The organism is Variovorax sp. IB41, from assembly GCF_016405905.1.
Classification (GTDB): domain Bacteria; phylum Pseudomonadota; class Gammaproteobacteria; order Burkholderiales; family Burkholderiaceae_C; genus Variovorax.
The window spans coordinates 171,363-195,358 of sequence record NZ_JAEFCB010000011.1 but is presented as its reverse complement, the minus strand read 5'-3'; the positions used below and the strand labels follow the sequence as shown (position 1 = coordinate 195,358).

Annotated in this window: 17 protein-coding genes; 3 read left to right on the top strand and 14 right to left on the bottom strand. The window is 67.6% G+C overall.

The window, feature by feature from the left end:
- Position 1 precedes the first annotated feature (1 nt).
- Both cobT and JC881_RS20495 read right to left on the bottom strand, forming a co-directional pair.
- Positions 2-1,051, bottom strand: coding sequence for a nicotinate-nucleotide--dimethylbenzimidazole phosphoribosyltransferase (gene cobT / locus JC881_RS20500; protein WP_198787537.1), 1,050 nt, complete (start codon positions 1,049-1,051; stop codon positions 2-4).
- The gene (locus tag JC881_RS20495; protein ID WP_233101924.1) at positions 1,048-2,514 is read right to left on the bottom strand and encodes a cobyric acid synthase; all 1,467 of its coding nucleotides are present in this window, start codon (positions 2,512-2,514) and stop codon (positions 1,048-1,050) included. The genes cobT and JC881_RS20495 overlap by 4 nt, the downstream gene beginning before the upstream one ends.
- Before the next feature lie 156 nt (positions 2,515-2,670).
- Between JC881_RS20495 and JC881_RS20490 the strand changes: the two genes are divergently transcribed.
- Entirely contained in the window at positions 2,671-2,919 is a 249-nt protein-coding gene (locus tag JC881_RS20490; protein WP_198787536.1) for a hypothetical protein, read from the top strand.
- On the opposite strand, the gene JC881_RS20485 is transcribed toward JC881_RS20490, so the two are convergent.
- From JC881_RS20485 to JC881_RS20470, 4 genes are all read right to left on the bottom strand, one after another.
- Positions 2,882-4,372 carry an efflux transporter outer membrane subunit gene (locus JC881_RS20485; protein WP_198787535.1) on the bottom strand — a complete coding sequence of 497 codons (1,491 nt, stop codon included), beginning with the start codon at positions 4,370-4,372 and terminating at the stop codon, positions 2,882-2,884. The genes JC881_RS20490 and JC881_RS20485 overlap by 38 nt on opposite strands.
- A 30-nt stretch (positions 4,373-4,402) precedes the next feature.
- A complete protein-coding gene (locus JC881_RS20480; RefSeq protein ID WP_198787534.1) occupies positions 4,403-7,687 on the bottom strand; it encodes an efflux RND transporter permease subunit in 3,285 nt (1,094 codons plus the stop codon).
- A gap of 40 nt (positions 7,688-7,727) precedes the next feature.
- A complete protein-coding gene (locus JC881_RS20475) occupies positions 7,728-8,984 on the bottom strand; it encodes an efflux RND transporter periplasmic adaptor subunit (RefSeq protein ID WP_198787533.1) in 1,257 nt (418 codons plus the stop codon).
- A 152-nt stretch (positions 8,985-9,136) separates the two neighbouring features.
- Positions 9,137-10,015, bottom strand: a complete 879-nt coding sequence (locus tag JC881_RS20470) for an alpha/beta hydrolase (RefSeq protein ID WP_198787532.1) — start codon at positions 10,013-10,015, stop codon at positions 9,137-9,139.
- A gap of 181 nt (positions 10,016-10,196) precedes the next feature.
- Here JC881_RS20470 and JC881_RS20465 point away from each other — a divergent pair, with 181 nt between their 5' ends.
- Positions 10,197-11,111: a LysR family transcriptional regulator gene (locus JC881_RS20465; RefSeq protein WP_198787531.1), complete on the top strand. Its 915-nt coding sequence runs from the start codon at positions 10,197-10,199 to the stop codon at positions 11,109-11,111.
- A gap of 63 nt (positions 11,112-11,174) precedes the next feature.
- Here the strand turns inward: JC881_RS20465 and JC881_RS20460 are convergent, their stop codons facing one another.
- The 3 genes from JC881_RS20460 to JC881_RS20450 form a co-directional block, all read right to left on the bottom strand.
- Positions 11,175-11,651, bottom strand: a complete 477-nt coding sequence (locus tag JC881_RS20460; protein ID WP_198787530.1) for a hypothetical protein — start codon at positions 11,649-11,651, stop codon at positions 11,175-11,177.
- On the bottom strand, positions 11,648-16,672 hold the full coding sequence (locus JC881_RS20455) for an RHS repeat-associated core domain-containing protein (protein WP_198787529.1): 5,025 nt from the start codon (positions 16,670-16,672) through the stop codon (positions 11,648-11,650). Before JC881_RS20455 ends, JC881_RS20460 begins: the two co-directional genes overlap by 4 nt.
- A gap of 90 nt (positions 16,673-16,762) precedes the next feature.
- A complete protein-coding gene (locus JC881_RS20450) occupies positions 16,763-19,723 on the bottom strand; it encodes a type VI secretion system Vgr family protein (protein WP_332875262.1) in 2,961 nt (986 codons plus the stop codon).
- 270 nt (positions 19,724-19,993) lie between these two features.
- Between JC881_RS20450 and JC881_RS20445 the strand changes: the two genes are divergently transcribed.
- Positions 19,994-20,302 carry a DUF3175 domain-containing protein gene (locus JC881_RS20445; protein WP_198787528.1) on the top strand — a complete coding sequence of 103 codons (309 nt, stop codon included), beginning with the start codon at positions 19,994-19,996 and terminating at the stop codon, positions 20,300-20,302.
- A 53-nt stretch (positions 20,303-20,355) separates the two neighbouring features.
- Here JC881_RS20445 and JC881_RS20440 read toward each other — a convergent pair whose 3' ends face one another.
- From JC881_RS20440 to cbiB, 5 genes are all read right to left on the bottom strand, one after another.
- A complete protein-coding gene (locus tag JC881_RS20440; protein WP_198787527.1) occupies positions 20,356-20,832 on the bottom strand; it encodes an OsmC family protein in 477 nt (158 codons plus the stop codon).
- Positions 20,833-20,908: 76 nt separating this feature from the next.
- Positions 20,909-21,637: an LrgB family protein gene (locus JC881_RS20435; RefSeq protein ID WP_198787526.1), complete on the bottom strand. Its 729-nt coding sequence runs from the start codon at positions 21,635-21,637 to the stop codon at positions 20,909-20,911.
- A complete protein-coding gene (locus JC881_RS20430; protein WP_198787525.1) occupies positions 21,634-21,987 on the bottom strand; it encodes a CidA/LrgA family protein in 354 nt (117 codons plus the stop codon). The genes JC881_RS20435 and JC881_RS20430 overlap by 4 nt, the downstream gene beginning before the upstream one ends.
- A gap of 4 nt (positions 21,988-21,991) precedes the next feature.
- On the bottom strand, positions 21,992-23,002 hold the full coding sequence (locus tag JC881_RS20425; RefSeq protein ID WP_198787524.1) for an aminotransferase class I/II-fold pyridoxal phosphate-dependent enzyme: 1,011 nt from the start codon (positions 23,000-23,002) through the stop codon (positions 21,992-21,994).
- The gene (gene cbiB / locus JC881_RS20420; RefSeq protein ID WP_198787523.1) at positions 22,999-23,976 is read right to left on the bottom strand and encodes an adenosylcobinamide-phosphate synthase CbiB; all 978 of its coding nucleotides are present in this window, start codon (positions 23,974-23,976) and stop codon (positions 22,999-23,001) included. Before cbiB ends, JC881_RS20425 begins: the two co-directional genes overlap by 4 nt.
- Positions 23,977-23,996: the final 20 nt, after the last annotated feature.

The following is a 23,996-nucleotide window of genomic DNA, read 5'->3' as shown; positions in this document are numbered from 1 at the left end:
CTCAGGCGTCCTTGCGCGACACGCCCGCCGCCTCGAAGCTCGCCATCTCGCGCAGGATGCGGCAGGCCGATTCGAGCAGCGGCCAGGCCAGCGCGCCGCCCGAGCCTTCGCCCAGGCGCAGATCGAGGTTCAGCAGCGGCTCCAGCCCTAGGTGCTTCAGCAGCAACGCATGCCCCGGCTCCGCCGAGCTGTGCGCGGCCACGCAGCGCTGCGTCACATGCGGCTGCAGCGCTTGTGCGACGAGCACCGCGGCACTGGCGATGAAGCCGTCGACAACGATCACGCGGCGCTCTTCCGCCGCCTGCAACACGGCGCCGACGAGCGTGGCGACCTCGAAACCGCCGAATGCGGCCAGCGCGTCGAGCGGCGCAGTCGCGCCCTTGTGCAGCGCGAGCACTTCGCCCAGCACCTCGCGCTTGCGTGCGAGCCCCGCCGCGTCGAGACCGGTGCCCGACCCCGTGCAGGCGCCGATGTCCAGCCCCGCGAGCCGCGTCAGCAGCAGCGCCGCCGACGAGCTGTTTCCGATGCCCATCTCGCCCAGCAACAAGGCATTGCCCGGCAGCACGCGCACCACCTCGCGCCCATTGGCGATGGCCTGCGCGCACTGCGCGGCGGTCATGGCTGGGCCGGCCGACGCATCCGCCGTCCCGGCGGCGATCCGCCGCGACACCAGCCCCGGACGGGCCTGAAAGTCCCGCCGCACGCCGCAATCGACCACCGTCAGCGCGAGCCCATGCTGCCGCGCGAGCACGCTCACCGCCGCGCCGCCCGCGAGGAAGTTCTCGACCATCTGCCAGGTCACGTCGCTCGGATACGCCGAGACGCCGCGCGCCGCGAGCCCATGGTCGCCCGCGCAGACCAGCATCTGCGGCGCTTCGAGCACCGGCGTTTCGCCGCCCAGGATCGCGCCGATCCGCAGGGCCAGCGTCTCCAGCCGGCCCAGCGCGCCGAGCGGCTTGGTCTTGTTGTCGATCGCGTGCTGCAGCCTGGCTGCCAGCGCGGCATCGGTGATGTCGGAAAGGGTGGGAATAGAGGGAATCGTGTCGTTCATGCGGATTCAATCAGGCCGGCAAGCACGCCGGCGTCGAAATGGGTGTCGATGAAATCGGCCAGGCCGTCGAAGGTGCTGTCCAGCGTGGGCGCCGCCGCGCCGAAGAGCGCATGCAGCACCGCCGCATCCTCGAAGAGGCCGTGAAGGTACAGCCCGAGCACATTGCCGCGCGCGTTCTGCCAGGCGAGGCTTTCGGGCATCACCGCGTGGCCGTCCTGCGCCATCTGCGGGTGCGCGGCGGTCTGGCCGTGGTGGATCTCGTAGCCGGCCATCGGCACGCCCGAGAGCGCGGCCCAGTCGCCGGTCAGCGCGCCGAAGGTGGCGCTGCGATGGCGCACGGTCTTCTCGCGCTCGAACACCGTCACCAGCGGCAGCAGGCCGAGGCCGGGTGCGTTGCCGTCGATGCCGTGCGGATCGACCAGCGCCTCGCCCAGCATCTGCAGCCCGCCGCAGATGCCCAGCACCACGCCGCCCCGCGATGCATGCGTGGCCACGGCGCTGTCCAGCCCCTGCGCGCGCAGCCACGCGAGGTCGCCGCTCGTGTGCTTGGAGCCGGGCAGCACGATCCAGTCGGCGCCGGCCACGTCGGCGGGCGTGCGCGCCCAGACCAGCCGCACGCCGGGCACGTTCTTGAGCGACTGGAATTCGTCGAGGTTGCTGATGCGCGGGTAGGCGACGACGGCCACGGTCTTCGTCACCTTGCCGCTCGCGCGGCTGCGGTCGTCGAACACGCCGTCTTCTTCGGGCAGGCCGTGCTGCCACCACATCGGCAGCGTCGCGACCGTGGGCACGCCGGTCAGCGCCTGCAGCTTCTCGGGCGCGGGCGACAGCAGCGAGGCGTCGCCGCGAAACTTGTTGAGCACGAAGCCATGCAACAGAGACCGGTCGGCCTCGGGCAAGAGCGCCCAGGTGCCGTAGAGGTGCGCGAAGGCGCCGCCCCGGTCGATGTCGGTCGCGAGCAGGCAGCGGGCCTCGGCGTAGCGGGCGACGCGCAGGTTCACGATGTCGCTGGCCATGAGGTTGATCTCGGCCGGCGAGCCCGCACCCTCGATCACCACCACGTCGTTCTCGGCCCGCAGTGCGTCGAGCGCCCCGGCGATCTGCGGCCACACGCGCTCGCTGCGCCCGCGCCAGGGCAAGGCAGAGAGCGCCTCGCTCACCTGCCCCATCAGGACGACCTGGCTGTGGGTGTCGCGCTCGGGCTTGAGCAGCAGCGGGTTCATGCGCACGTTGGGCACGGCGTTGGCCGCCAGCGCCTGGAAGTACTGGGCGCTGCCGATCTCGCCGCCATCGACCACGCGGGCGTTGTTGCTCATGTTCTGCGCCTTGAAGGGCGCCACTTTCAGCCCCTGCCGCGCGTACCAGCGGCACAGCGCCGTGGCCAGCCAGCTCTTGCCGGCGCCGCTGGTGGTGCCCAGGACCATGACGCACCGCGCCGGCCTGCTTTTCGCCGTTGAACTCATGGGCCGGATTGTCGTTGAGCGCCGGCGCGCCCCCGAATCGGGCGGCCGAAATGCGGCATCTTTCACGCAGGCGGCCGGGGATGCAGTTGCGTTTTGAATCCGGGGGCGTCGTTTGTCCGTATACAAGACACCTCAATGCCTTGCCACCACGGACCCATGCCCGCTCTCAACGACCTGGCGCTCACGGTCGAGGAACGCGAGCCGGGCCAGTTCTACTGGACCCTGCTCGAAGCCCTCGACAACAGCGGCCACTCAGACCTTCACGACACCCGCGACACCCTCGACTATCGGGTGTTCCGCTCGGCCGCCAAGCCGCAGGCCACCTACTCCAACGCCCTGGCACTGGGCGTCGCGGAGCTCCAGAAGATCAGCGCGTCGCCACCTTCTGCGCAGCAGCAGGGGTAGCGGCCGGGGCAGCCGAAGCGGTTGCCGCCGGCACTTCCCACGTCCCGCCGATCGCGCGGATCAGGCCCACGGCGGCCTGGTACTGCGCCGACTTCACCTGCAGCGCCTGGCGACGGTTGCGCAATTCGCTCCGGCGTGCGTCGAGCAGGTCGAGCTGGCTGATGTAGCCATTGCGATAGCGCGTGTCCGACAGGCTCGTCGCCCGCTGGGCCGACGACACCGCCTTGGCCTGCACCACCGACTGTTCCTGCAGGATGCGGATGGCGGCCAGCTGGTCTTCGACCTCCTGGAACGCCACCAGCACCTGCGTGCGGTAGCTGGCCAGCGCGCCGTCGAGCTGGGCGTTGGCGCCCTGCAGGCCGGCCTCGCGGCGGCCGCCGTCGAAGATCGGCAGCGACAGCAGCGCACCCACGCCCCACGAGCGGGCCGACCACTTGAAGAGGTCGCCGATCTCGGGCGAGGCGTAGCCGGCGGCGCCGGTCAGCGAGATGTCCGGGAACCATGCGGTCTGTGCCACGCCGACGCGGGCCTGCGCCGCGAGCACCGCGTTCTGCGCGGCCGACACATCGGGCCGGCGCGTGAGCACCGTGCCGGGCACGCCGGGCGGAATGGCCGGCAGCGCTGTCGCCCATTCGTCGGTACGCACGCCGAAGCTGGAGGCCGAATCGCCCACCAGCACCGCGAGCGCATGCTCGACCTGGGCGCGTTGGCGGTCGAGCGCCAGCGCATCGGATTCGGTGGACGACACCTCGGTCTGCACCCGCGCCACATCGAGCTCGGCGATGTCACCGGCCGCCTGGCGGCGCTGCGTAAGGCGCAGCGTGTCGCTGTAGGCGTCGACCGTCTCGCGCATCAGTGCGCGTTCGGCGTCGAGCGCGCGCAGCTGCAGGTAGGTCTGCGCCACTTCGGCCTGTACCGCGAGACGCGTGCTCTGCAGCAGGCCTTCGCGGCCGGCGGCATCGAGCTTGGCCGCGTTGCTGGCGCCCGAGAGGCGGCCGAACAAATCCACTTCGTACGAGAACGTGGCGCCGATGTTGGTCATGGTGCCCGGCGAAACGCTGGCCGTGGCCTTGTCCAGGCCCGCGCCGCGGTTGGCACCCGCGCCCAGGCCGATCTGCGGCAGCCGGTCGGCGTTGGCGCTGCGCGCGAGCGCGCGGGCCTCGGCCAGCCGGGCCGCGGCGGCCTGGATGTTGTTGTTGTTGACATCGGCCTTCTCGACCAGCGCATTGAGCACCGGGTCGTTGAACGCCAGCCACCAGGCGCCGCGCGCCTGCGCTTCCGAAGGCAGCGCCTTCGTGAAGCCGGCCGGCGGCGTGGCGCCCTGCTCCTTGAACTGCGCCGTGGTCTGGATCTCCGGCACGCCGGAGGGCACCGTCGCGCAACCGGCCAGCGCCAGGGCGGCGACCAGCGGCAGCAAGGCGTTGCGAACCAAAGGTTGGAATGCGAATTTCATGATGAACTTTCTTCTTGATCGTTGATGCGATCAGTCATGCGACCCGTGCGAGGGACGCGGCGACGCCGGCACCGGGTGCAGACCGCCACCGCCCGAACCACCGTGCGAAGACGGGGCCGGTGCGGCCGGGTGCCCCGCCGAGACGAACTCCTCGCCATGCGGCACTTCGCCATGCAGCTTGAGCGGCTTGTTGCCTGCCAGGCGGCGCAGCAGCACGTAGAACACGGGCGTCAAGAACAGGCCGAAGGCCGTCACCCCGATCATCCCGGCGAACACCGCCACGCCCATGGCCTTGCGCATCTCCGAGCCCGCGCCGGTCGAGAGCACCAGGGGCAGCACACCCATCACGAAGGCCAGCGAGGTCATCAGGATCGGGCGCAGGCGCAGGCGGCTCGCTTCGATCGCGGCCTGGATGGGCGTGCGTCCGGCGAACTCGAGCTCCCGTGCGAACTCCACGATCAGGATCGCGTTCTTCGCACTCAACCCCACCAGCACGATCAGCCCGATCTGCGTGAAGACGTTGTTGTCACCCCCCGATATCCATACGCCCGCCATCGCGGCCATGATGCCCATGGGCACGATCAGGATGATCGCGATCGGCAGCGTCAGGCTCTCGTACTGGGCGGCCAGCACCAGGAACACCAGCAGGATGGCCAGCGGGAACACCAGGAAGGCGGAGTTGCCCGCCAGGATTTCCTGGTACGTCAACTCGGTCCACTCGAAGCTCACGCCCTTGGGCAGCGTCTCGGCCGCGATCTTGGTGATCACGTCTTGCGCCTGGCCCGACGAATAGCCGGGTGCCGGGCCGCCGTTGATGTCGGCGGCGAGGTAGCCGTTGTAGCGCATGGCGCGTTCCGGTCCGAAGGTCGAATTCACCTTCATCAACGCGGCCAGCGGCACCATCTCGCCCGAGGTCGAGCGCACCTTCAAGAGGCCCACGTCTTCGGCACGGGCGCGGTAAGGCGCATCGGCCTGGACGCGCACGGAATACGTGCGGCCGAACTTGTTGAAGTCGTTGGCGTACAGGCTGCCCAGGTAGATCTGCATCGTGTCGAAGATGTCCGTCACCGGCACGCCGAGCTGGCGCGCCTTGGTGCGGTCGATGTCCGCGTACAGCTGCGGCACGTTGACCTGCCAGCTCGTGAACATGCCCGTGAGCTCGGGCGCGGCCTGTGCCTTGGCCATGAAGGCCTTCACTGCCTGGTCCATCTGGTCGTAGCCGACCGAGGCGCGGTCTTCGATCTGCAGCTTGAAGCCGCCCGTGGTGCCCAAGCCCGCCACCGGCGGCGGCGGGAACATCACGATGAATGCGTCCTGGATGCTGGAGAACGCGCCATTGAGCTGGCCCGCCACCGCACCGCCGCTTTGATCGGCGCGCTTGCGCTGGTCGAAGGGCTTGAGCGTGGCGAACACGATGCCCGAGTTGGAGCTGTTGGTGAAGCCGTTGATCGACAGGCCCGGGAAGGCGATGGCGTCTTCCACGTTCGGGTTCTTCTTCATGATCTCGCCCATGCGCTGGATCACTTCGTCGGTGCGGTCGAGCGTGGCACCGTCGGGCAGTTGGGCAAAGCCGATGAGGTACTGCTTGTCCTGCGCCGGAACGAACCCGCCGGGCACCGCCTTGAAGAGGCCGAAGGTCACCGCGATCAGCGCGACGTAGACCGCCAGCATCAGGGCCTTGCGCGAGATGACGTTCTTCACGCCGCCGCTGTAGGCCTCCGAACCGCGATGGAACAGCTTGTTGAAGCCGCGGAAAAGCCAGCCGAAGGCCTTGTCCATGCCGCGCGTCAATGCGTCCTTCGGCTGGTCGTGGCCGCGCAGCAAGAGGGCTGCGAGCGCCGGCGAGAGCGTGAGCGAATTGATCGCCGAGATCACCGTCGAGATCGCGATGGTCACCGCGAACTGACGATAGAACTGGCCCGTGAGACCGCTGATGAATGCGAGCGGCACGAACACGGCCACCAGCACCAGCGCGATCGCGATGATGGGCCCGGACACTTCGCGCATCGCGCGGTAGGTCGCCTCGCGCGGCGTCAATCCGGCTTCGATGTTCCGCTCGACGTTTTCCACCACCACGATGGCGTCGTCCACCACGATGCCGATCGCCAGCACCAGCCCGAAGAGACTGAGCGCATTGATCGAGAAACCGAGGATGTGCAGCACCGCGAAGGTACCGATCACCGACACCGGCACGGCCAAGAGCGGAATGATCGACGCGCGCCACGTCTGCAGGAACAGGATCACCACCAGCACCACCAGCATGATGGCCTCGAGCAGCGTGTGGATCACCGACTCGATCGATGCGCGCACGAACTGCGTCGGGTCGTAGGCGATGCGGTATTCCAGGCCCTCGGGCATGTTCTTGTTGAGCTCGGCCATCGTCTTGCGAACGTTGGACGAAATGTCGAGCGCGTTGGAGCCCGGCGCCTGGAACACGCCCATGCCGACGGCCGGGTCGTTGTTCAAGAGCGAGCGCAGCGAGTAGTCGGCGGCGCCCATCTCCAGGCGGCCGATGTCGCGAAGGCGCGTCACGGCGCCGTCGGTGCCGCTCTTGACGATGATGTCGCCGAATTCTTCTTCGCTCTGCAGGCGCCCTTGCGCATTGATCGACAGCTGCATGTCCACGCCCGAGAGGCCCGGCGATGCGCCGACCACGCCGGCCGCGGCCTGCACGTTCTGGCCGCGGATGGCAGCCACCACGTCGCTGGCCGAGAGGCCGCGCTGCGCGACCTTCTGCGGGTCGAGCCAGACGCGCATCGAGTAATCGCCGCCGCCGAAGATCTGCACCTGGCCCACGCCTTCGATGCGTGCGAGCGGGTCCTTCACGTTCAGTACCGCGTAGTTGCGCAGGTAGTTGATGTCGTAGCGGTTGTTCGGCGACACGAGGTGGACCACCATCGTCAAGTCAGGCGCGCTCTTGACGGTCGTGATGCCCAGGCGCCGCACTTCCTCGGGCAGGCGCGGCTCGGCTTGCGAGACGCGGTTCTGCACCAGCTGCTGGGCCTTGTCCGGGTCGGTGCCCAGGCGGAACGTGACGGTCAGCGTGAGCACGCCGTCGGTCGTGGCCTGGCTGCCCATGTAGAGCATGCCTTCGACGCCGTTGATCTGCTCTTCCAGCGGCGTGGCCACGGTTTCGGCGATCACCTTGGGGTTGGCGCCCGGGTACTGGGCGCGCACCACCACCGAAGGCGGCGCGACTTCCGGGTACTCCGAGATCGGGAGCCCCCGCAGCGCGATCAGGCCGGCTATCAGCATCAAGAGCGACAGCACGCCGGCAAAGATCGGCCGGTCGATGAAGAATTTAGAGAGATTCATGTTGGTTCTCCGGCGGACGCCAAGGCGCCCTCCTCCGAAATCAGGACTTCGCGGCCTCGGCCACGCGTTCCGGTTGTTGTTGCTTGGCGGCGTCCGCTTTGGCGTCCATCGTCACGTTCTGCGGCGCCAGCAGCGCGCCCGGGCGAATGTGCTGCAGGCCGTTGACCACGACGCGATCGCCGGCCTTCAGGCCCTTGCTCACGACGCGCAGCCCGTTGATCGAAGCGCCCAGGGCCACTTCCCGGTAGACCGCCTTGCTGTCCTCGCCCACGACCATCACGAACTTCTTGTTCTGGTCGGTGCCGATGGCGCGTTCGCTCACCAGCAGCGCCGTGTCGTTGCGCGCCTGGCCCATCCGGATGCGGGCGAACTGGCCGGGGATGAGCGCGCCGTCCTTGTTGTCGAAGGAAGCACGGACACGCACGGTGCCGCTGCGGGCGTCGACCTGGTTGTCGATCAGCTGCAGCTTGCCGGTGAAGGGCGTGCCGTCCAGGCCGGCGGTGCCCATCTGCACGGGGATCGTGTCGATCTGGCCCCGGGCGCCGGCGTTGGCCGGCAGGTCCTTCAGGGCGCGGGTGATGACCTGCTCGTCGGCATCGAAGCTCGCGTAGATCGGGCTCACCGACACCAGCGTGGTCAGCACCGGCGCGCCGGGGCCCGCGGCGACGAGGTTGCCCACCGTCACTTCGAGCTTGCCGATGCGGCCGGACACCGGCGCGCGCACCTGGGTGTAGCCCAGGCTCAGGCGTGCGGTCTGCAGCGAGGCCTGCGCGGCGCGCAGGTTGGCTTCGGCTTCGCGGCCGGCGTTCACGCGCTCGTCCAGTTCGCGCTGGGCGATGGCCTGCTCGTCCCACAGGCGCCTGGCGCGTTCCTGCTCGCTGCGGCTGAAGGCCTGGCGGGCCTGCGCCGAGGCGACCTGTGCTTCGGCGCGTTCCACCTCGGCGGCGTACGGCGCGGGGTCGATGGTGATCAGCAGGTCGCCCTGCTTCACGAGCGCGCCTTCGCGGAAGTGCACCGCCTGCACGGCGCCCGCCACGCGGGATCGCACGTCGACGCGCTCGACCGCTTCGAGGCGGCCGGAGAACTCGTCCCACGCGTTGATCTCGCTCGACGCGACGACCGCGACCGACACCGGCGTGCCCTGTTGCGCAGCCACAGGCGCGGTGGCCTCGGCCTTGAAGCTGTACATGCCCACCACCGCGGCGGCCACCGCCAGCAGTGCGGTGAGGCCGGTCACGGCGGGCCACAGGCCCTTGCGGGCGGCGGAAGACAGCTTTTGTTGTTCGTTGTTCGACATGATGTTTCGTCCTTCTCGATGACTTTTTGGGATGCAACAGGCCACCCCGGTGCTTTTGGCACCAGGAGGCGGATTTCAGGGAAAAGAGGGGCCGGACGCCCGCCTCGAGGGGAGGCGGCGGCTGTCAGTGGGCGGTGCTGACTCTTGCGGGTCTAGCTGGGCTCGGGCGCCGCCGGAGGTGGCGGCGTCGTGGCGCTGAAGAACTCGCGAAAGTGCTGCTGCACGTTGGCCGCGCAGTCCCGACAACCTTCGTTGTCAGGGTCGTACAGCGCCTTGGGCCAGTTCGCCGCGCCGGGCAGCACGCTGCTGGTGACCTCGATGCCGGCCGCACGCAGGCGCCCCGCGAAGGTCATGGCTTCGTCGCGCATCGCGTCGTCCTGCCCCACCAGCACCAGCGCGGGTGCCAGGGCGGAGAGGCGCAGCGACCCGCTCGGCACCGCATAGGGGTGCGTCGCGTTCGACGGGCAGCTCAGGTACTTTTCCCAACCGCTGGCCCAGCGGCATTCGGGGGCGTCGTTGGTGGCCTTGCGCAGCGACGCGGTGCCTGCGCACGGGTCGAGCATCGGCGACAGCAGGATCTGGCCTGCCAGCGGCGGATGGGCCCGGTCACGGGCGATCAGCGCCACGGCGGCGGCCAGGTTGCCACCGGCTTCCTCGCCGGCCAGGTAGACCAGCGCGCCCTTGCCGCCCAGCTTGGTGCGCTGCTTGTAGAGCCATTCGAGCGCGGCATAGCCGACCTCGATGGGCTCCGGAAACGGCACCAGCGGATAGGCCAGCGACACCACCACGGCGCCCGAGCCGGCCAAAAGCCGCGCCACGTTGCGCCCGTTGTCCAGGCCGCCGCACACGAAGGTGCCGCCATGGAAATGCAGCACCAGCGGCGCCGTGTCGCCCTTGGCGCGCTGTCCGTAGATGCGCGCGGCCACCGGTTCGCGACCGGGCAACTCGATCGACAGATCGGCTTCCACGCCTTGCACCGCAGCGGCTGCGGCGGCGGCTTCGGCAGAACGGGACGATGGAACGGGTGACATGGGCGACCTCAGGGGGATGGGCGATGGTTGAAATATAAGGCGCCGTGTGTGACATGAAACAGGCAAGCTGACCCCACTCTGTTTCCAAACGGCTAACAATCCGTATGCCACGGGGGGTTGGCCGCCTTGTGTGAGAATCCGCCTCCCTCCGGCGTGGGCCGGGCACCAGAACAGGCATTCGATGGATCAAATCCAGGCCATGCGCATCTTCGTCCGCGTCGTGGAGGCCGGCACTTTCACCCGGGCCGCGGACTCGCTCGCCCTGCCCAAGGGCACGGTCACCAAGCAGATCCAGGCGCTGGAATCGCGCCTGCGCGTGAAGCTCCTGAACCGCACCACGCGCCGCGTGACGGTCACGCCCGACGGCGCCGCGTACTTCGAGCGCGCCGCGCGCCTCTTGAACGACTTCGACGACATGGAAGCCAGCATGACCAATGCGCAGGCCAGCCCCACGGGGCGGCTGCGCATCGACGTCGGCACCTCGGTCGCCCGGCAGATCATCCTGCCCAACCTGGCCAGCTTCTGCGACCGCTACCCCGACATCCAGGTCGACCTGGGCGTGAGCGACCGCACCGTCGACCTGATCAGCGACAACGTCGACTGCGTGATCCGCGCCGGCGAACTGAGCGACCAGTCACTGGTGGCCCGCCGCATCGGCACCCTGCATTTCGTGACGGTGGCCTCGCCCGCGTACATCAAGCGCTACGGCGCGCCGCAGCATCCGAACGACATCGAGAAACGCCACACGGTGGTGAGCTATTTCTCGGGCACCACGCGGCGCATCTACCCGCACGAGTTCCACAAGGGCGACGAGCGCATCGAGCTGAACGGGCCCTACCGGGTGTCGGTGAACGAGAGCAACGCGCACATCGCGGCGGTGCTCGGGGGATTCGGCATTTCGCAGTGCATCACCTTCATGGCGGAGCCGCATCTGGAAAGCGGGGAGCTGGTAGAGGTGCTGGCCGACTGGAGCCGCGATCCGCTGCCGATTCATGTGGTGTATCCGCCGAACCGGCATTTGAGCGCGAAAGTGCGGGCGTTTGTGGATTGGGCGGCGGAGTTGTTTGCGAAGAATCCGCGGTTGCAGCGGCGGTGAAGTCGTGGGGCCTACGCGGTAAAAAACCAAATACTGCGGATGGCCCGCTTTGAACTTGGGCTCCTAGCGAGAAGCGAGTAGATATGTGTGCGCGTAGGTCAAGAATCCCATGCCCATATCGGAATCAAGTTGCTTGAGAAGAAGAAGATAGAACGGAATTGGCGTCGGGCTTTCTTCGTTGTCCGGATCCCACCCAAATTCCTTGTAGAAGCAGCAAACAGCGCACCTACTCAATGCAGCCAGCGTTGGATTTTCCTCTCTGGAGCGATCGTGGAGCGACCAGAGCACGAGTCTGCCTGGCTTACGTAATGCATCACCGTTGTCTGCGTCGAAACTGGCAATCGCTTTTTGAAGGTACGTGACGATAAGGTTCAATTGCTCAGAAGAAACAGTATTGTCAAACGTGCCAGCAACGATGCGGTCTCGCAGATACGCCGCGTACATCTTCATCATGCAACTAAAAGGCACCTGCCTGTCCATCAGTTGCGCCTCTAAAGCGTCAAGGCTTTCTTCTTCATCTTGGCTATAGGGCCCAATCATTTTTTAGCTCCGTCACAAACACTTAACCGCCCCATGACGATGCGGCATGAATCACAGAATATCAATGGCTTCCCATCATTTCGCAATGTTGTCGAGGTGCCCCCTCGAACAACGCCACCGAGTTCGTCAACATTGGACACGTTGTGAACATGGGCTACTCTGCTGAGCGCATCGGGCTCGCCGCACCACGCGTGCGTAATGGATCGCTCGCCCATCGGAACGTCGTCGTACATTTGCTTGACCACTGGGTGTTGCGGGCCCTGCCCACCCGCTTTGATGCTATATCCGACCACAGGCTTTGAAAGATTTCCGCCTTCAATCGTAGTCCGAGTGCCCTGGTTGTTCGGAGTAATCCCTTTGAGTCGAGCAAGTCCCAGTGGATCGATCCATTCAACCGGATTGACGGCAAACTGAAGAGAGTTAAAGCCGCCGAGAAGGCCGATCGGGTCCTTGGAGACAAACCGTCCGGCAACGGGATCGTAGTACCTGAACCGGTTGAAATGCAGTCCGATTTCTTCGTCCAGATACTGACCTTGAAATCTGATCGGATTCTTCAGTCCCGATTTCCTGGCGGCTTCGCTCATCGTGACCTTCGCTTCTCCCCACGCCCTGTAGTTCGCCTCCCACGCAATACCGCCGCCCTCATCGGTCATTTCCATCGGCGTGCCCAGGTGATCGCACTGGTAGTAGTGAATGCTTTCCAGCGGCGACGGCTCCTTTCCGCTCTCATCCGACCCGGGCTCGTACACGCCGTTGTAGAGCGGATCCCGATCCAGGTCGTAGTTGCCTTCCGCATCGACGTACACACTCGTTGCACTGACCGGCCGCTTCAGCAGGCTGCCCGTCATCCGTCTCCCAACGCTCGCCTGCAAGACCGGCACGAAGCTTTCAGGCTCGAACACGTAGTGCACCGTGCGTTGGCGTGCGCTGTCCGACTCCCACACCATCTGGTCGCCATCCCAGCCGAACAGCACCGTGCCCAGCCCGCGTTCGCGCATCTGCCGCCGGTACTCGGCCTCCTGGTATTGACTGCCATCCATCGCACTGGCGATGACGATGGGTTCGCTGCGCTTTGCGATGCGGCGGCCGAGCGGGTCGTAGGCGAATGTGGTGCGCGTGTCCTGGGTGCGCGCCTCGGTCAGGCGCCCCAGCGCGTCCCATGAAAAGCGCGTGCTCTGGCCGTTGTGCAGCCGGCGAACCATGTTGCCCCTGGTGTCGTACGTGTAGTGCGTGCCGGCGTAGTCCTTGACCAGGTTGTCGAGGATGGCCGGGGTGTTTCGAATCGTCCCCGCGTCCCGCGCGGCCGATGCCATCGGGTCCAGGATGTTGCTCGCCGGATCGAACGCGAAGGTCTCCGTGCCCAGGCGGCTGTGCGCCTGCAGCAGCCGGCCCACCGGGTCGTAGCGATAGCTCAGGTTGCCGCGGCGGGTGTCGCCGATGTCGGTGAGCTGGCCGGCCCGGTCGTAGCTGTACTTGCGGGCGATGCCGAACGCATCGCCGTTCGGTACGGGTGCGTCTGAGGTGTGGCTCAGCCTCTCTGCCCGTCGTAGGACTTGCGACTCGAGACGTCCCGCGGCATCGTATTTGCGCTCCTCTGAAACCTGATTGCCCTGCGTTCTCCGGATCTCCCGGTGCAGGTCGTCACGCTCGATCTGCAAGGCCTCGACGCCATCGAGCATCAGGCCGTGCACGTGGCCTGCGCCGTAGGTCAGCCACGTCGTCCTGTGCCCGTCGGGGCGCACGGTCTGCGTGCGATGGCCGAGTTCGTCGTAGCCGTGCTGCCAGACGGCCGTCATGGGAGACGCCGTGCGACGGCCCTCGTCGTCGAGCAGGTAGTGATGATGTTCGGCGCGCACATTGCCCGACGCATCGTGGAACCACTGCAGCCGGATGTCGTCGTTCTTCGCCTCGATCAGGCGGCCGTTGCCGTCATAGGCGTAGTGCTCCTCCGGCGCCTGCAGGGAGTTTCGCTCCTGCCCCGCGAGCCGACCTTCATCGGCGTCAAGGTTGTTCAGCAGCCGCGCACTGCGCCTCGCGAGCCGTCCCATCGGATCGAAGTCCAGTTGCGTGACAGCACCGCCTTCCGTGACCTGGCGCAGCACGCCGGTCGATGCGGTGTAGTCATAGCGGGTCGCGATGCCGTCGAAGTGCACCTCGGCCAGCAGCCGCCCCATCGGGTCGTGGCTGAAACTGTGCGTCCTGCCGTTCTCGTTGCGCAGGGCGCTCAGGCGCCCGAGGCGATCCCACTGGTAGTCGATGGTGTGTCCGTTGGCGTCGATGCGCCGGCTCACCTGGCCTGCCGTGGTGAATTCGTAGCGGGTCTCGCGCTGCAGCGGATCGCGGTGCACGAGCAAGCGCCCTTCCGCGTCGTGCTCCAGATGCTCTTGGGCGCCGTCCGGGTTCGTGACGCGTGCCAACTGGCCGCGCGCGTAGTGGTACTCGGTGGTCTCTCCCGCCGCATTGACTTGCTTGAGCAGCCGGCCTCGCTCGTCGTGCGTCCAGTGGCTGGTCTTGCCGGAGCAGTCGGTGTACGCCGTCAGGAAACCGGCCGCGCTGTACGCCAGTTGCTTCTTGCCGCCCTTGGCATCGGTGATCTCGATGGGCAGTCCGGCATCGTTGTAGGCGTAGCGGGTCTTGTGCCCCAACGGATCGGTTTCCTCCACCAGATTGACGCCTTCGTAGGCCCGCTTCCAGGCGTGGCCCTCTGCATCGCGGATGCCGGTGAGGTTGTCCATCTGATCGTAGGCGAAATGGACGGTGCTGCTGTCGGCGCGCGTGTGGCTCGACAGGTTGCCGCGGGCGTCGTACGCGTAGCTGTCCTGGCTGCCGTCGGCGTGGACGTGGCGAACGATGTTCTTGCCGGCATCGCGCATGAACCATTCGTTGTGCTGGTACAGCTTTCCATCCGCGCCGCGCACCTCGGGATGGACGATGCGGTAGGTGTAGCCGAGGATGTCGCAGTAGTACGCGGTCTCGCCGCCCAGCGCGTCGATGACGGTGGTCATGCGGATGTGCTTGTTCCAGACGAGCGTGGTGTCGAAACTGCCGTCGTCCGCACGCTCGTGGTACGCCTTGGCACGCGCGCTGTTGAACGGGTGCAGCGCCGCCGAAAAACCGTCCTCGTGCATCCATCGCAGATGGATGCCGCGTCCGGTGCGGTCGGTGTAGCGGCTGATCAGGTGCGTGCTGGCTTTGCCGCCAGATGAACCTGTCTTGCCGTCGACGGCCAGGTAGTCGTAGCGCCAGGTGTCTTCGTTCTCGTCCTGCGCGCTCACGAGGTCGCTGCTGCCGTCAGGCTGCACCTCGTAGCCATAGGCCGCCAGTTGCCGCACGGCCTGACCGTCCTGCACCAGCCACAGGCTCTGGATGCGCCCCTGTTCGTCGAGGGCGGTGCTGACGCGGGTGTCGCCGCTGACGATGTCCGAGAGCTGGCCGTCCGGGTGGCGATAGGCCAACTCGGTGGTGTGCCCTGCGCGCGTACGTTGGCTGACCAGGCGATAGCACGCAGCCTTTTGCCGGATCGAAGGCTCGCCGGGCACGCGCTCGAATGTCTCGACGTAGTCGCGGCCGTGGCCGAGGATCAGCAGGCCCTCGTCGCCGCGCCCGAGCGTCAGGTTCTCGATCGGGTCGTGATGTGTCTGGCCGGTCCTGCCGATCCTCTCGCGGGACGGCGCTGCGAGCTTCGGAAAGCGATGCGCCCGGCCATCGGCCGCGAAGTAGCAGAGGCTGCCGTCCTGCGCCTGCTCGATGCGTGTGGTGTAGGGCCCGGTCCAGCGCGCGCCCATGTAGGCGGGCGTGGCACATGCGTTCGCGGGGTGCACCGGATGGTCGTAGGCGCCGAGCCGCGAATGGTAGGTGCGGCGCCAGACGATGGGCATGAGCCCGGGCAAGGCGAAGTCGGTGTGCGTGAAGGTCTCGCTGCCCGTGGCGAAGCTGATGGAGCCGGGGTTCGGCGTGGCTGCGCCGGCGCAATCCTTGCAGCGATCGGGGTCGCCCTTGGCCGGCAGCTGTCCACCGGACTGGGCGGCCAGTTGCTCCGCCGGGCGCTGCTGCTGGCTTGTCGCGGTGTTCGAGGAACTGATCGTCGGCCTGCCCAGCCTGCGCTTGCCGATCGCGCGCAGCACGGCCTGCTTGAGCTTCTGCAGGATCCAGGCAATGGATTTCTCGGCCTCCTTGTTGGCCTGCTTCTTCAACTGGTCCCTGACCTTCGCGGCCAGGGTTTTCATCAGCTCGGCATTGCCGATGAGCAGCCTGTCGGCCCCGCTGGTGCGGATCGCGAAGCCCAGCCCGGAGTTGGTCGCCTTCCTCGCGGTGTTCTTGGTAGCGCCCCAGGCCGCGGCGAAAAAGTTCGCGTACGTGGCGTTGGGGTCGTAGCGAGGCCGCTCCGCGGGAACATCGACAGCGAGGACATCGCCGGCCGCCAGCTTGCGCAAGCCGTCGCTCCAGCTGCCGAGCATCGCTTCGCACTTGGCGGCGGCATCGTCCAGCAGGCCCGGCAGCAGGTCGATGGCCTCGTCGACAAACTTGTCCAACTCGCCGGCGATCGTCGCGTTGAGGTGGTTCACCAGCATGACGACGATGGCTTCGCCGATGTCGTGCGCCGCGGTGCGAAGCTCCTGCCGCACCAGGTGCAGGGTCGGCCGCAGGCTCATGCGCGCTGCCGCCATCGAAGGCGGCAGCGGAACCACGCCCAGCAGGTTGATCCCGAGGCTCACCCAGTTGAAGAAGGCCTCGACGCCATCCGTCGCCTTGCTGGTCAGGATCGTGACGATGTCGCTCAGCACATCGAGCAGCGCCATGATGTTGCCGACCACCGGCAGCGAGCCCGCGACGTTCTTGATCACTTCCAGCGTGACGAAGTCGTGGCTGATGCTGCGCAGCCAGTCGTCGATGACCTGGGCCGCCCTGCCGAGGTCCTCGACGGCCACCGCACTGAGCGGAAGGACGGCCGTCTCTTTTTCGGCCGCCTTCTGCTCGATCTGTGCAGGCGTGGCATGGGGTGGGGGCGTGTAGCCGCTCATGGCGCACGCCTTCCCTGCGGCGCATCGTCGCGCCGTGTCTTTCGCATCATTTTTTGAACTCCCTGAACTGTTTTGCTTCTTCTGATTGACCTAGGCGGTGATGCGCAACGGGATGACGCCTGGAGGCAGGCGCAGGGCCGTCGGCCTGGACATGCCGCCTGGTAGATCGGCGAGCGCACCATCGCCCAGCGCTGCGCCTGCCAAGCCGCTGACGACCTCTCCGACCGGCGCACCCATGCTTCGTCCGCGGAAGATGGAATCGATCGCGCCAGCCGCCTTTTCGGCAGCCCGCGTCATGAGTCCATCGAACATGTCGTTGGCAGCAGCAGCCGACGCGCCCGTGTCGGCTGACGCATCGGGCGGCCACGCAGGCTTTCCGAAATAGCTCGCGCGATCCCACGGATCGGCCGGGTCCTTGCCGAAGTCCACGAACGCGCAGCCCGGCGCGAGTCCCGAGACGGCGGCGAAGCCCTTGCCATCGAGCTGGCCGGTCTTGACCTGCCCCGCCGAGTCGGTGACCTTGTAGTCCGCGCCCTTCAAGCCGTGCGCATTGGCATAGCGGTGGGTGAGCTCGAGCTGCCCCTTGCCCGGCTTGCGCCCCTCCGGCAAGCCGGGCCTGCTCCGGCTGTCGGGGCCGACCATGCTGTGAACGCCGGCGTGCTGCACATGAGGGCCGCTGGTCCCGCTCTCGATGCGACCGCCCGTCCATCGCATGTAGCTTCCGCCGCCGCTGACCAGCAGTTCGGTCTTGGCTTCGATCCTGATCGTGTCCGCACGGAGGGTGATCTCGTCCTTGGCCAGCAGATGGATGCAGGCGTTGAGCGCCTGGATGTCGATGTCCGCCTGGGCCGCGACGACCTGGATGCCCTTCTGCGCCGCGAAGAGCTTGATGGCCTGCAGCGCCACGCCCAGCAGGCTGTCGCCGCTCGTGATGCTGGTGTGCCTGCCGCTGGTGATGGCGGTGTGCTCGGCGCTGGCGACGTGCGTGCTCGACTGGCTGGTGGTCTCGATGCCGGCGGGCGAAGCCAGCACCAGGTGCGGTTGCGCCAGCTCCGGGAACTGTCCCTCGGCCGGGTTGCCTGCGCCTTCGCCTTTGATCGCATCGTTCTGCGCCTTGAGGGACTTTGCGACCTCGGCCTGGTCACCGCCTTCCTGGGCCTTGTTCTTCTGCGCCGCCTGCGCGCCCGCATCGTGCAGGTCACGCGCCTCGGTCAGACGCTGCCGGGTCTCGCCGCTGTCGAGCAGGTGAGCCTGCGCGTTGGTGCGCGCCTCGGTCGTGATGAGCAGCCCCTGCCGCGCGCGGATGGCGCCGTGCGCATCGGTGCGCAGCTCGAACCCTTCGCCGCGCGCATCCTGCCGCCCCGCGTTGCCGTCGATGCGCGTGATGTGGCCCAGGCTCAACGAACTGCTTTGATGATCGCTCTTGAGCTGCGCCTGGATCTTCTGGTCCGTGTCGTCCAGGACGAGATGGTTGGAACGGCCGCCCGCGCTGTTGCCGCCTTCCTTCACGAGTTCGCGGCTTCGAAAGCCCGAGAGCGCCGCTTGCCCCGGCAGGCGCCAGGGCGGCATGTTGAGCTGGTTGTGTACCCGCCCCGTGCAGATCGGCAGGTCCGGATCGCCGCCGATGAAATCGACGATGACCTCCTGCCCGATGCGCGGCACCTGCACGCCGCCGAGTTGGTTGCCCGCCCACGGCGAGCTCACGCGCAGCCAGCAGGTCGAATGCTGGTTCTTCTGCCCGAGGCGGTCCCACGGAAACTGCACCTTGATGCGCGCCAGTTCGTCGGTCCACAGGTTCTCGCCTTCGGGCCCGACGACCAGTGCGACCTGCGGCCCTTGGGTGTGCGGTTTGTGCCGCAGCAGCTCCGGGCGCAGCGGTTCGGTGAGCGGATGGACCGTGAAATCGACCTCGACGCGCCACTGCTGCTTGCGATGTGCCGCGGCATCCGGGCCCTGGCTTTCCTGCGCGATGTTCTCGATCAGGAGCCGGGTGTCCAGCACGAGGTACTGCGCGTTGGCCGACTCGCGCGGGTGCCTGTGCAGCTGGAAGGTGCAGCCGGCCACCATGCCGCGCAGATGGCCGCTGGCCTTGGCCCTCGCGCCGCCGGTGCGCAGCGCCTGCATGCGCAGCAGTGCAAGGCGCCGGCCTTCGGCCTGCGGCTCGTTGACGCCTGTGCCGGCACGCGGCTGCGCACAGTGGCTGCCGGCCTGGCCGTCGTGCCACTGGTACACCTCCTGGTTCGCGTTCCCGGTCGGGCGCGGGTCGGCCTGCCTCGCGCCCAGGTCGGCCTTGGGCCGGGTGTAGTCGTAGTCGCGCGTGGCGTAGCGGCCGCTGGTGAGCCGGTGGTGCGGCACGAAGCTGTGGATGTATTCGGCATCGGGCTTCCAGCCGGGCGCGTGATAGTCGACATTGCGATACGCGGCGCTCTCCATCGGCGGATGCGCGCCCATGTGGTCGGCGAGCACGAGGCGGTGCTTGCCATCGCCGTGCGCGAAGTGATAGTTGATGCCCCACTCCTGGCACAGGCGCTCGAAGAATGCGAAGTCGCTCTCGTTGAACTGCGTCTGGAAGTCGCGCGGCGGATAGGTTTCGATGAGGTGCTTGTCGACGGGGAAGCCATAGTCCGCGAGCAATTCGTCGAGGATCTGCACCACCGTCATGTTCTGGTAAATGCGGCAGTCGCTGTTGAGCGTGGCCAGGTGCAGCCAGGGACGAAGGGTCAGCTTGTACTGGACGTGACGCCCCTCCTCGCCCCACAGCTGCGCGTCGGTGACAAGGCCGTTGATCTGTCGCACGCCCGCGCCGACGCCGCCCTGGCCGCTCGCAATTTCGCCCGCACCATCGAGCTCGATCGCACAACTGGCCTCGCAGCCGATGAAGCTGTCGAGATCGATGTCCGCCGCCGCGCCGAAGCTGAAGTTGAGCGCATCGGGGGTCTTCAGCAGCAGCTCGTACGCGAAGAGCGTGTTGATGCCTTCGTGCCCCGACAGGCGCACGGGCTCGAGCGAATCTGGAATGGCGGGACTGTTGACGGTGAGGGTTTGAGGCACGCGCTGGACCTGGATGAACGACGGTCCGGCCAGTCTCGGCCCGGTGCAGCAAGCACTGTTGCAAACAATGGTCAAACGCCCCGCGTAGTGGCAGACGCTCAAAAAGATTGCGACAAATTCACGCAATGCGCGCCTGAAAGCGCCTGGCGTTCTGCCGCACCGTGGCCCCGTTGACTGCGCCTACACAGGAGCCCACAGCCGGCTGACGCAGCCGCCGCGCCCCTCATCTAGCTTGAATGCATCGATGGCTCGTTCGAAGGAGATGACCCCATGCCCACCACCGCCTCCCACAAGTGGTCCCAACGCGTCACCGAGAAAAGCGATGCGCTCGACCTGAAGAAAGGCGTCTTCGCCGGCACCGATCCGCACAAGATCGCGCGCTCGCTCAAGCGCTCGGCCGAACACAGCGAACGGCGCAAGAGCGACCCGTACCGCTCGGCGATGTCGATGCTGACCTTCTATCTCAACCGCGCCGGCGACACGCTGCCGCGCAGGCGGCGCAGCCGCCTGGAGGCCGCGAAGGACGAACTGCGCGACCTGTTCGGCCGGCCGCGGCAGCCGGCCCACGCGAAGCACTGAAAATCCACGCCGGGTCGCCGCTCCGCAGCCCGCAGTCCCGAGGCTTCAGGGCCTCACCCGCCCGCGCCGTACACCGGCTCGCAGCGCACATCGGTCTTCACCGAATTGGCGATGAAGCACTCCTCGTGCGCCCGGTGGTGCATATGCGCGATCTGCTCGCGCGTGGGCAGGCTCTCGCCCGAGAACGTGACCTCGGGCCGCAGCGTGACGACGGTCATGGCCATCTTGCCGTCCGCGTTCTTTTCCATGACGCCACTGGCCGCATCGAAGTAGCGGTCAACGCAGAACTTGCGCTTCACCGCCATCGTGAGGAACCAGAGCATGTGGCAGCTCGACAGCGATGCGACGAAGGCCTCTTCCGGATCGACCGCCGACGCATCGGAAAACGGCAGCGGCACCACGTGCGGCGACGACGAGCCCGCCCATTCCGCGCCGCCGTCGAAGCGCAGCGAGTGCCTTCGGCTGTAGGTGTTGGCCAGGAAGTCCTGCTCGCCTCGTTGCCAGAGCACTTGCGCGGTGTATTCGGACATGTCTTCGTTCTCCGTGAGAGTGATTCGATGGTGCGGCCGACTGTCGCCTTCGCATGGACTGGCGCCGGTGCGCGCGTCAGGCACCCAGCAATTTGACCAGCAACGGCACCAGCAGCGCCGTCGCGATGCCGTTCAGCCCCATCGCGAGGGCAGAAAACGCGCCCGCGGTTTCGTTCACCTGGATGGCCCGCGCCGTGCCGATGCCATGCGCCGCCATGCCGACCGCGAAGCCGCGCACCGCGGGCTCCTTGATGCGCAGCAGGTTCAAAAGACCGGTCGCCATGATCGCGCCCGAGATGCCCGCAACGGCGGCGGCCACCGCAGCGAGCGATGGCAGGCCGCCGATCTTCTCGGCCACGCCCATCGCGATGGGCATCGTGGCCGACTTCGATGCGAGCGACATGATCAGTTCGTGCGAACCACCCAGCGCCCACGCGATGCCGATGGCCGAGACGATGGCCGCCACCGACCCCATCAGCAGCGCCACGCCGATCGGCAGCCATAGCCTGCGCAGCCGCGCGATCTGCCCATAGAGCGGCACGGCCAACGCCACGGTCGCCGGGCCGATCAGGAAATGCACGAACTTCGCGCCTTCGAAATACGTGTCGTAGGGCGTGCGCGTGAGGAGCAGCACGGTGACGATGACCACGACGGAAATCAGCACCGGATTGACCATCGGGTTCGCGCCGCTGCGCCGGTGCAGCCACAGCGCGCCCAGGTACGCGAGCAGCGTGAGCGAGAGCCACAGCAGCGGCGACTGGGCAAGAAAGACCCAGATCTCGGAGAGCTTGGCGGGCGCGCTCATTCGGCGTTCTTTCCGGTGATGCGGATCATCCAGCGGAAGGTGAGCGCGGTGACGGTCATGGTGAAGGCCGCACCGACGATGCCGGCCGCCAGGAACGGCAGCCACTCGCGCCCCACCCGCTCGAAATGCAGCATGACGCCGGTCACGGCGGGAATGAACAGCAGCATCAGGTTGCGCAGCAGGTGGCCCGAGGTGTCGGCCAGCGCCTGCGGCACGCCGCCGCGCACCAGCAGCGCGATGAAGAGCAGCACCATGCCGATCAGCGGCCCCGGAATCGGCAGGCCCAGCCACTGCACGAGCAGTTCGCCGGCCAATTGGCAAAGGAAAAGCGAGGTGATGGCGTAGAGCATGGTTTCAATCTTCGGTGCAAGCGGCGGCGCGTGTCCAGGCTTGCTTGAGCGCCTGCTGGCTCTGCGGCGGCAGCACACCGAGGCGCACGTGGCCCGGCAGGCCGAAGGAGGCGCAGTCGCGCAGCTTGATGCCGTCGGCGCGCAAGGCGGTTGCCAATCTGGGGTACGGGATGTCGGTGCGGGCGCAGAAGAAATTGGCGTCGCTGGGAAGGCACTGCCAGCCCAACGACTCGCAGAGCGCGCGCTGCTGCGACTTCCAGATGCGCAGGGTCTGCAGGCTCTGGGCGAGCCAGGCTTGCGCTTCGTCGCCCGTCCAGGTTTCGAGCAGTGCCACGCCGTGCGTGCCGAGAGGCCATGACGGTGCGAGTTGTTCGAGGCGCTGCATCAGCGGCGCGGCGGCCGCGTCGTCGGGCGCGATCGCGTAAGCGGCACGAATGCCGGTGAGGCCCATGGCTTTGTTCGGCGTCCACAGTTGCCAGACGCGGTCGCGCTGCGCGGCATCGAGCGAAGCACGGCCTTCGAGGCGCAGCGGCGCGTAGGCCATGTCGAGCACGCAGGTGCTGCCGACTTGCGCATGCAGCGCGAGATCGTCCTGCGCCTGCCCCAGCGGACTCGAGGGCTCGCAGCACCAGTGCAGCGCCGCGCCGTCGTGCGGCGCGGGCGCGCGCGACACCTGCAGGCCCCAGGCTTGCGCGGCGCGCTCGTAATCGCCGTAGCTGTGCATGGGCAGCCAGACCTTCCGGCCTCCGTCGCGTGAGACAGCGGCGCTGATGCGGTGGATGAATTCGCTCGCGCTCGCCGCGATCACGATGCGTCCGGCATCCACGCCATGAAATGCCGCGAGCCGTTCGCGCAGCGCCGTGTAGCGCGGATCGGGATAGTGCGTCGCGTCGGCCGCGCGCACCGCGGCCACTGCCGCCGGGCACGCGCCCAGGGCGTTGCCGTTCGTCGAAAAGTCATGTGGCGCAGCACCGGTCTCGTCGGGGCCGCCGTGGAGAAGACTGGCGATGCTCATGGCCACCTCACCCATGCCGCGATGCCCGCGATCGCCAGCGATGCGCACACGGCCGCCGCCAGCACCGCCCTGCCCGCCAGCACCGCCGTGCGCTGCGTGTCCTCCGTGGCGGCGCGCCGCGCCTCGGCATTCAGCGCGTAAACGCCCGGCTTGGCCAGCCGCACGCCGAGCAGCAGCGCCATCGCCGCCATCGGCCAGCCGCTGTTGGGCGATGGCGTGCGGCGCGCTTCCTCCCCTAGGCCTCCTGGCCATTGCCACGCGGCAAGCGCCAGCAGCAGCGCGGTGAGGCGCGCCGGCACCCAGGAGAGCACGTCGTCCGCGCGCGCCGCCCATTTGCCGAGCCATGTCCAGTCGAGGCCCTTGCGCTCGCCGCGGTAGCCCCACATCGCGTCGGCCGTGTTCGCAAAGCGGTAGAGCGCCGCGCCCGGCAGGCCGAGCAGTACGAACCAGAACAGCGGCGCCACCAGCGAATCGTTGAGGTTCTCGGCCAGCGACTCGATCGCGCTCTCGCGCACCTCGCGCTCGCTGAGCTCGGCGACGTCGCGGCTCACGAGCCGGGCCAGCTGCGCGCGGCCCGCGTCGAGCGAGACGGCCAGCGCCGCCTCGACCGCGAGCACTTCGTCGCGCAGCATCCGCCATGCGAAGAGCGGCTTGAGCAGCAGCCCCAGCAGCACGGCCGCGGCCCATGCGGGCAGGTGCAGCGTGACGAGCGATTGCAGCAGCAACGCCACGCACCAGACCGCCATGCCGCCGAGGCACCACGTCAACGCACCGATGAAGAAGAGCGGCAGGTCGCGCGCCATGGCCTGCCATGCCTTGGGCGCGACGCGCGAGCCGATCCAGCCGAGGTAGGCGCCCATCCACACCACCGGATGCAGGCGCGCCGTGGGCTCGCCGAACCAGCGATCAATGGCCAGCGCGAGCCACAGCGCCGCAACGGCGATGAGGGCGTGAGCGAGGGAAAGGGCTGGCATCGGGGCCGTCATTCTCGCGA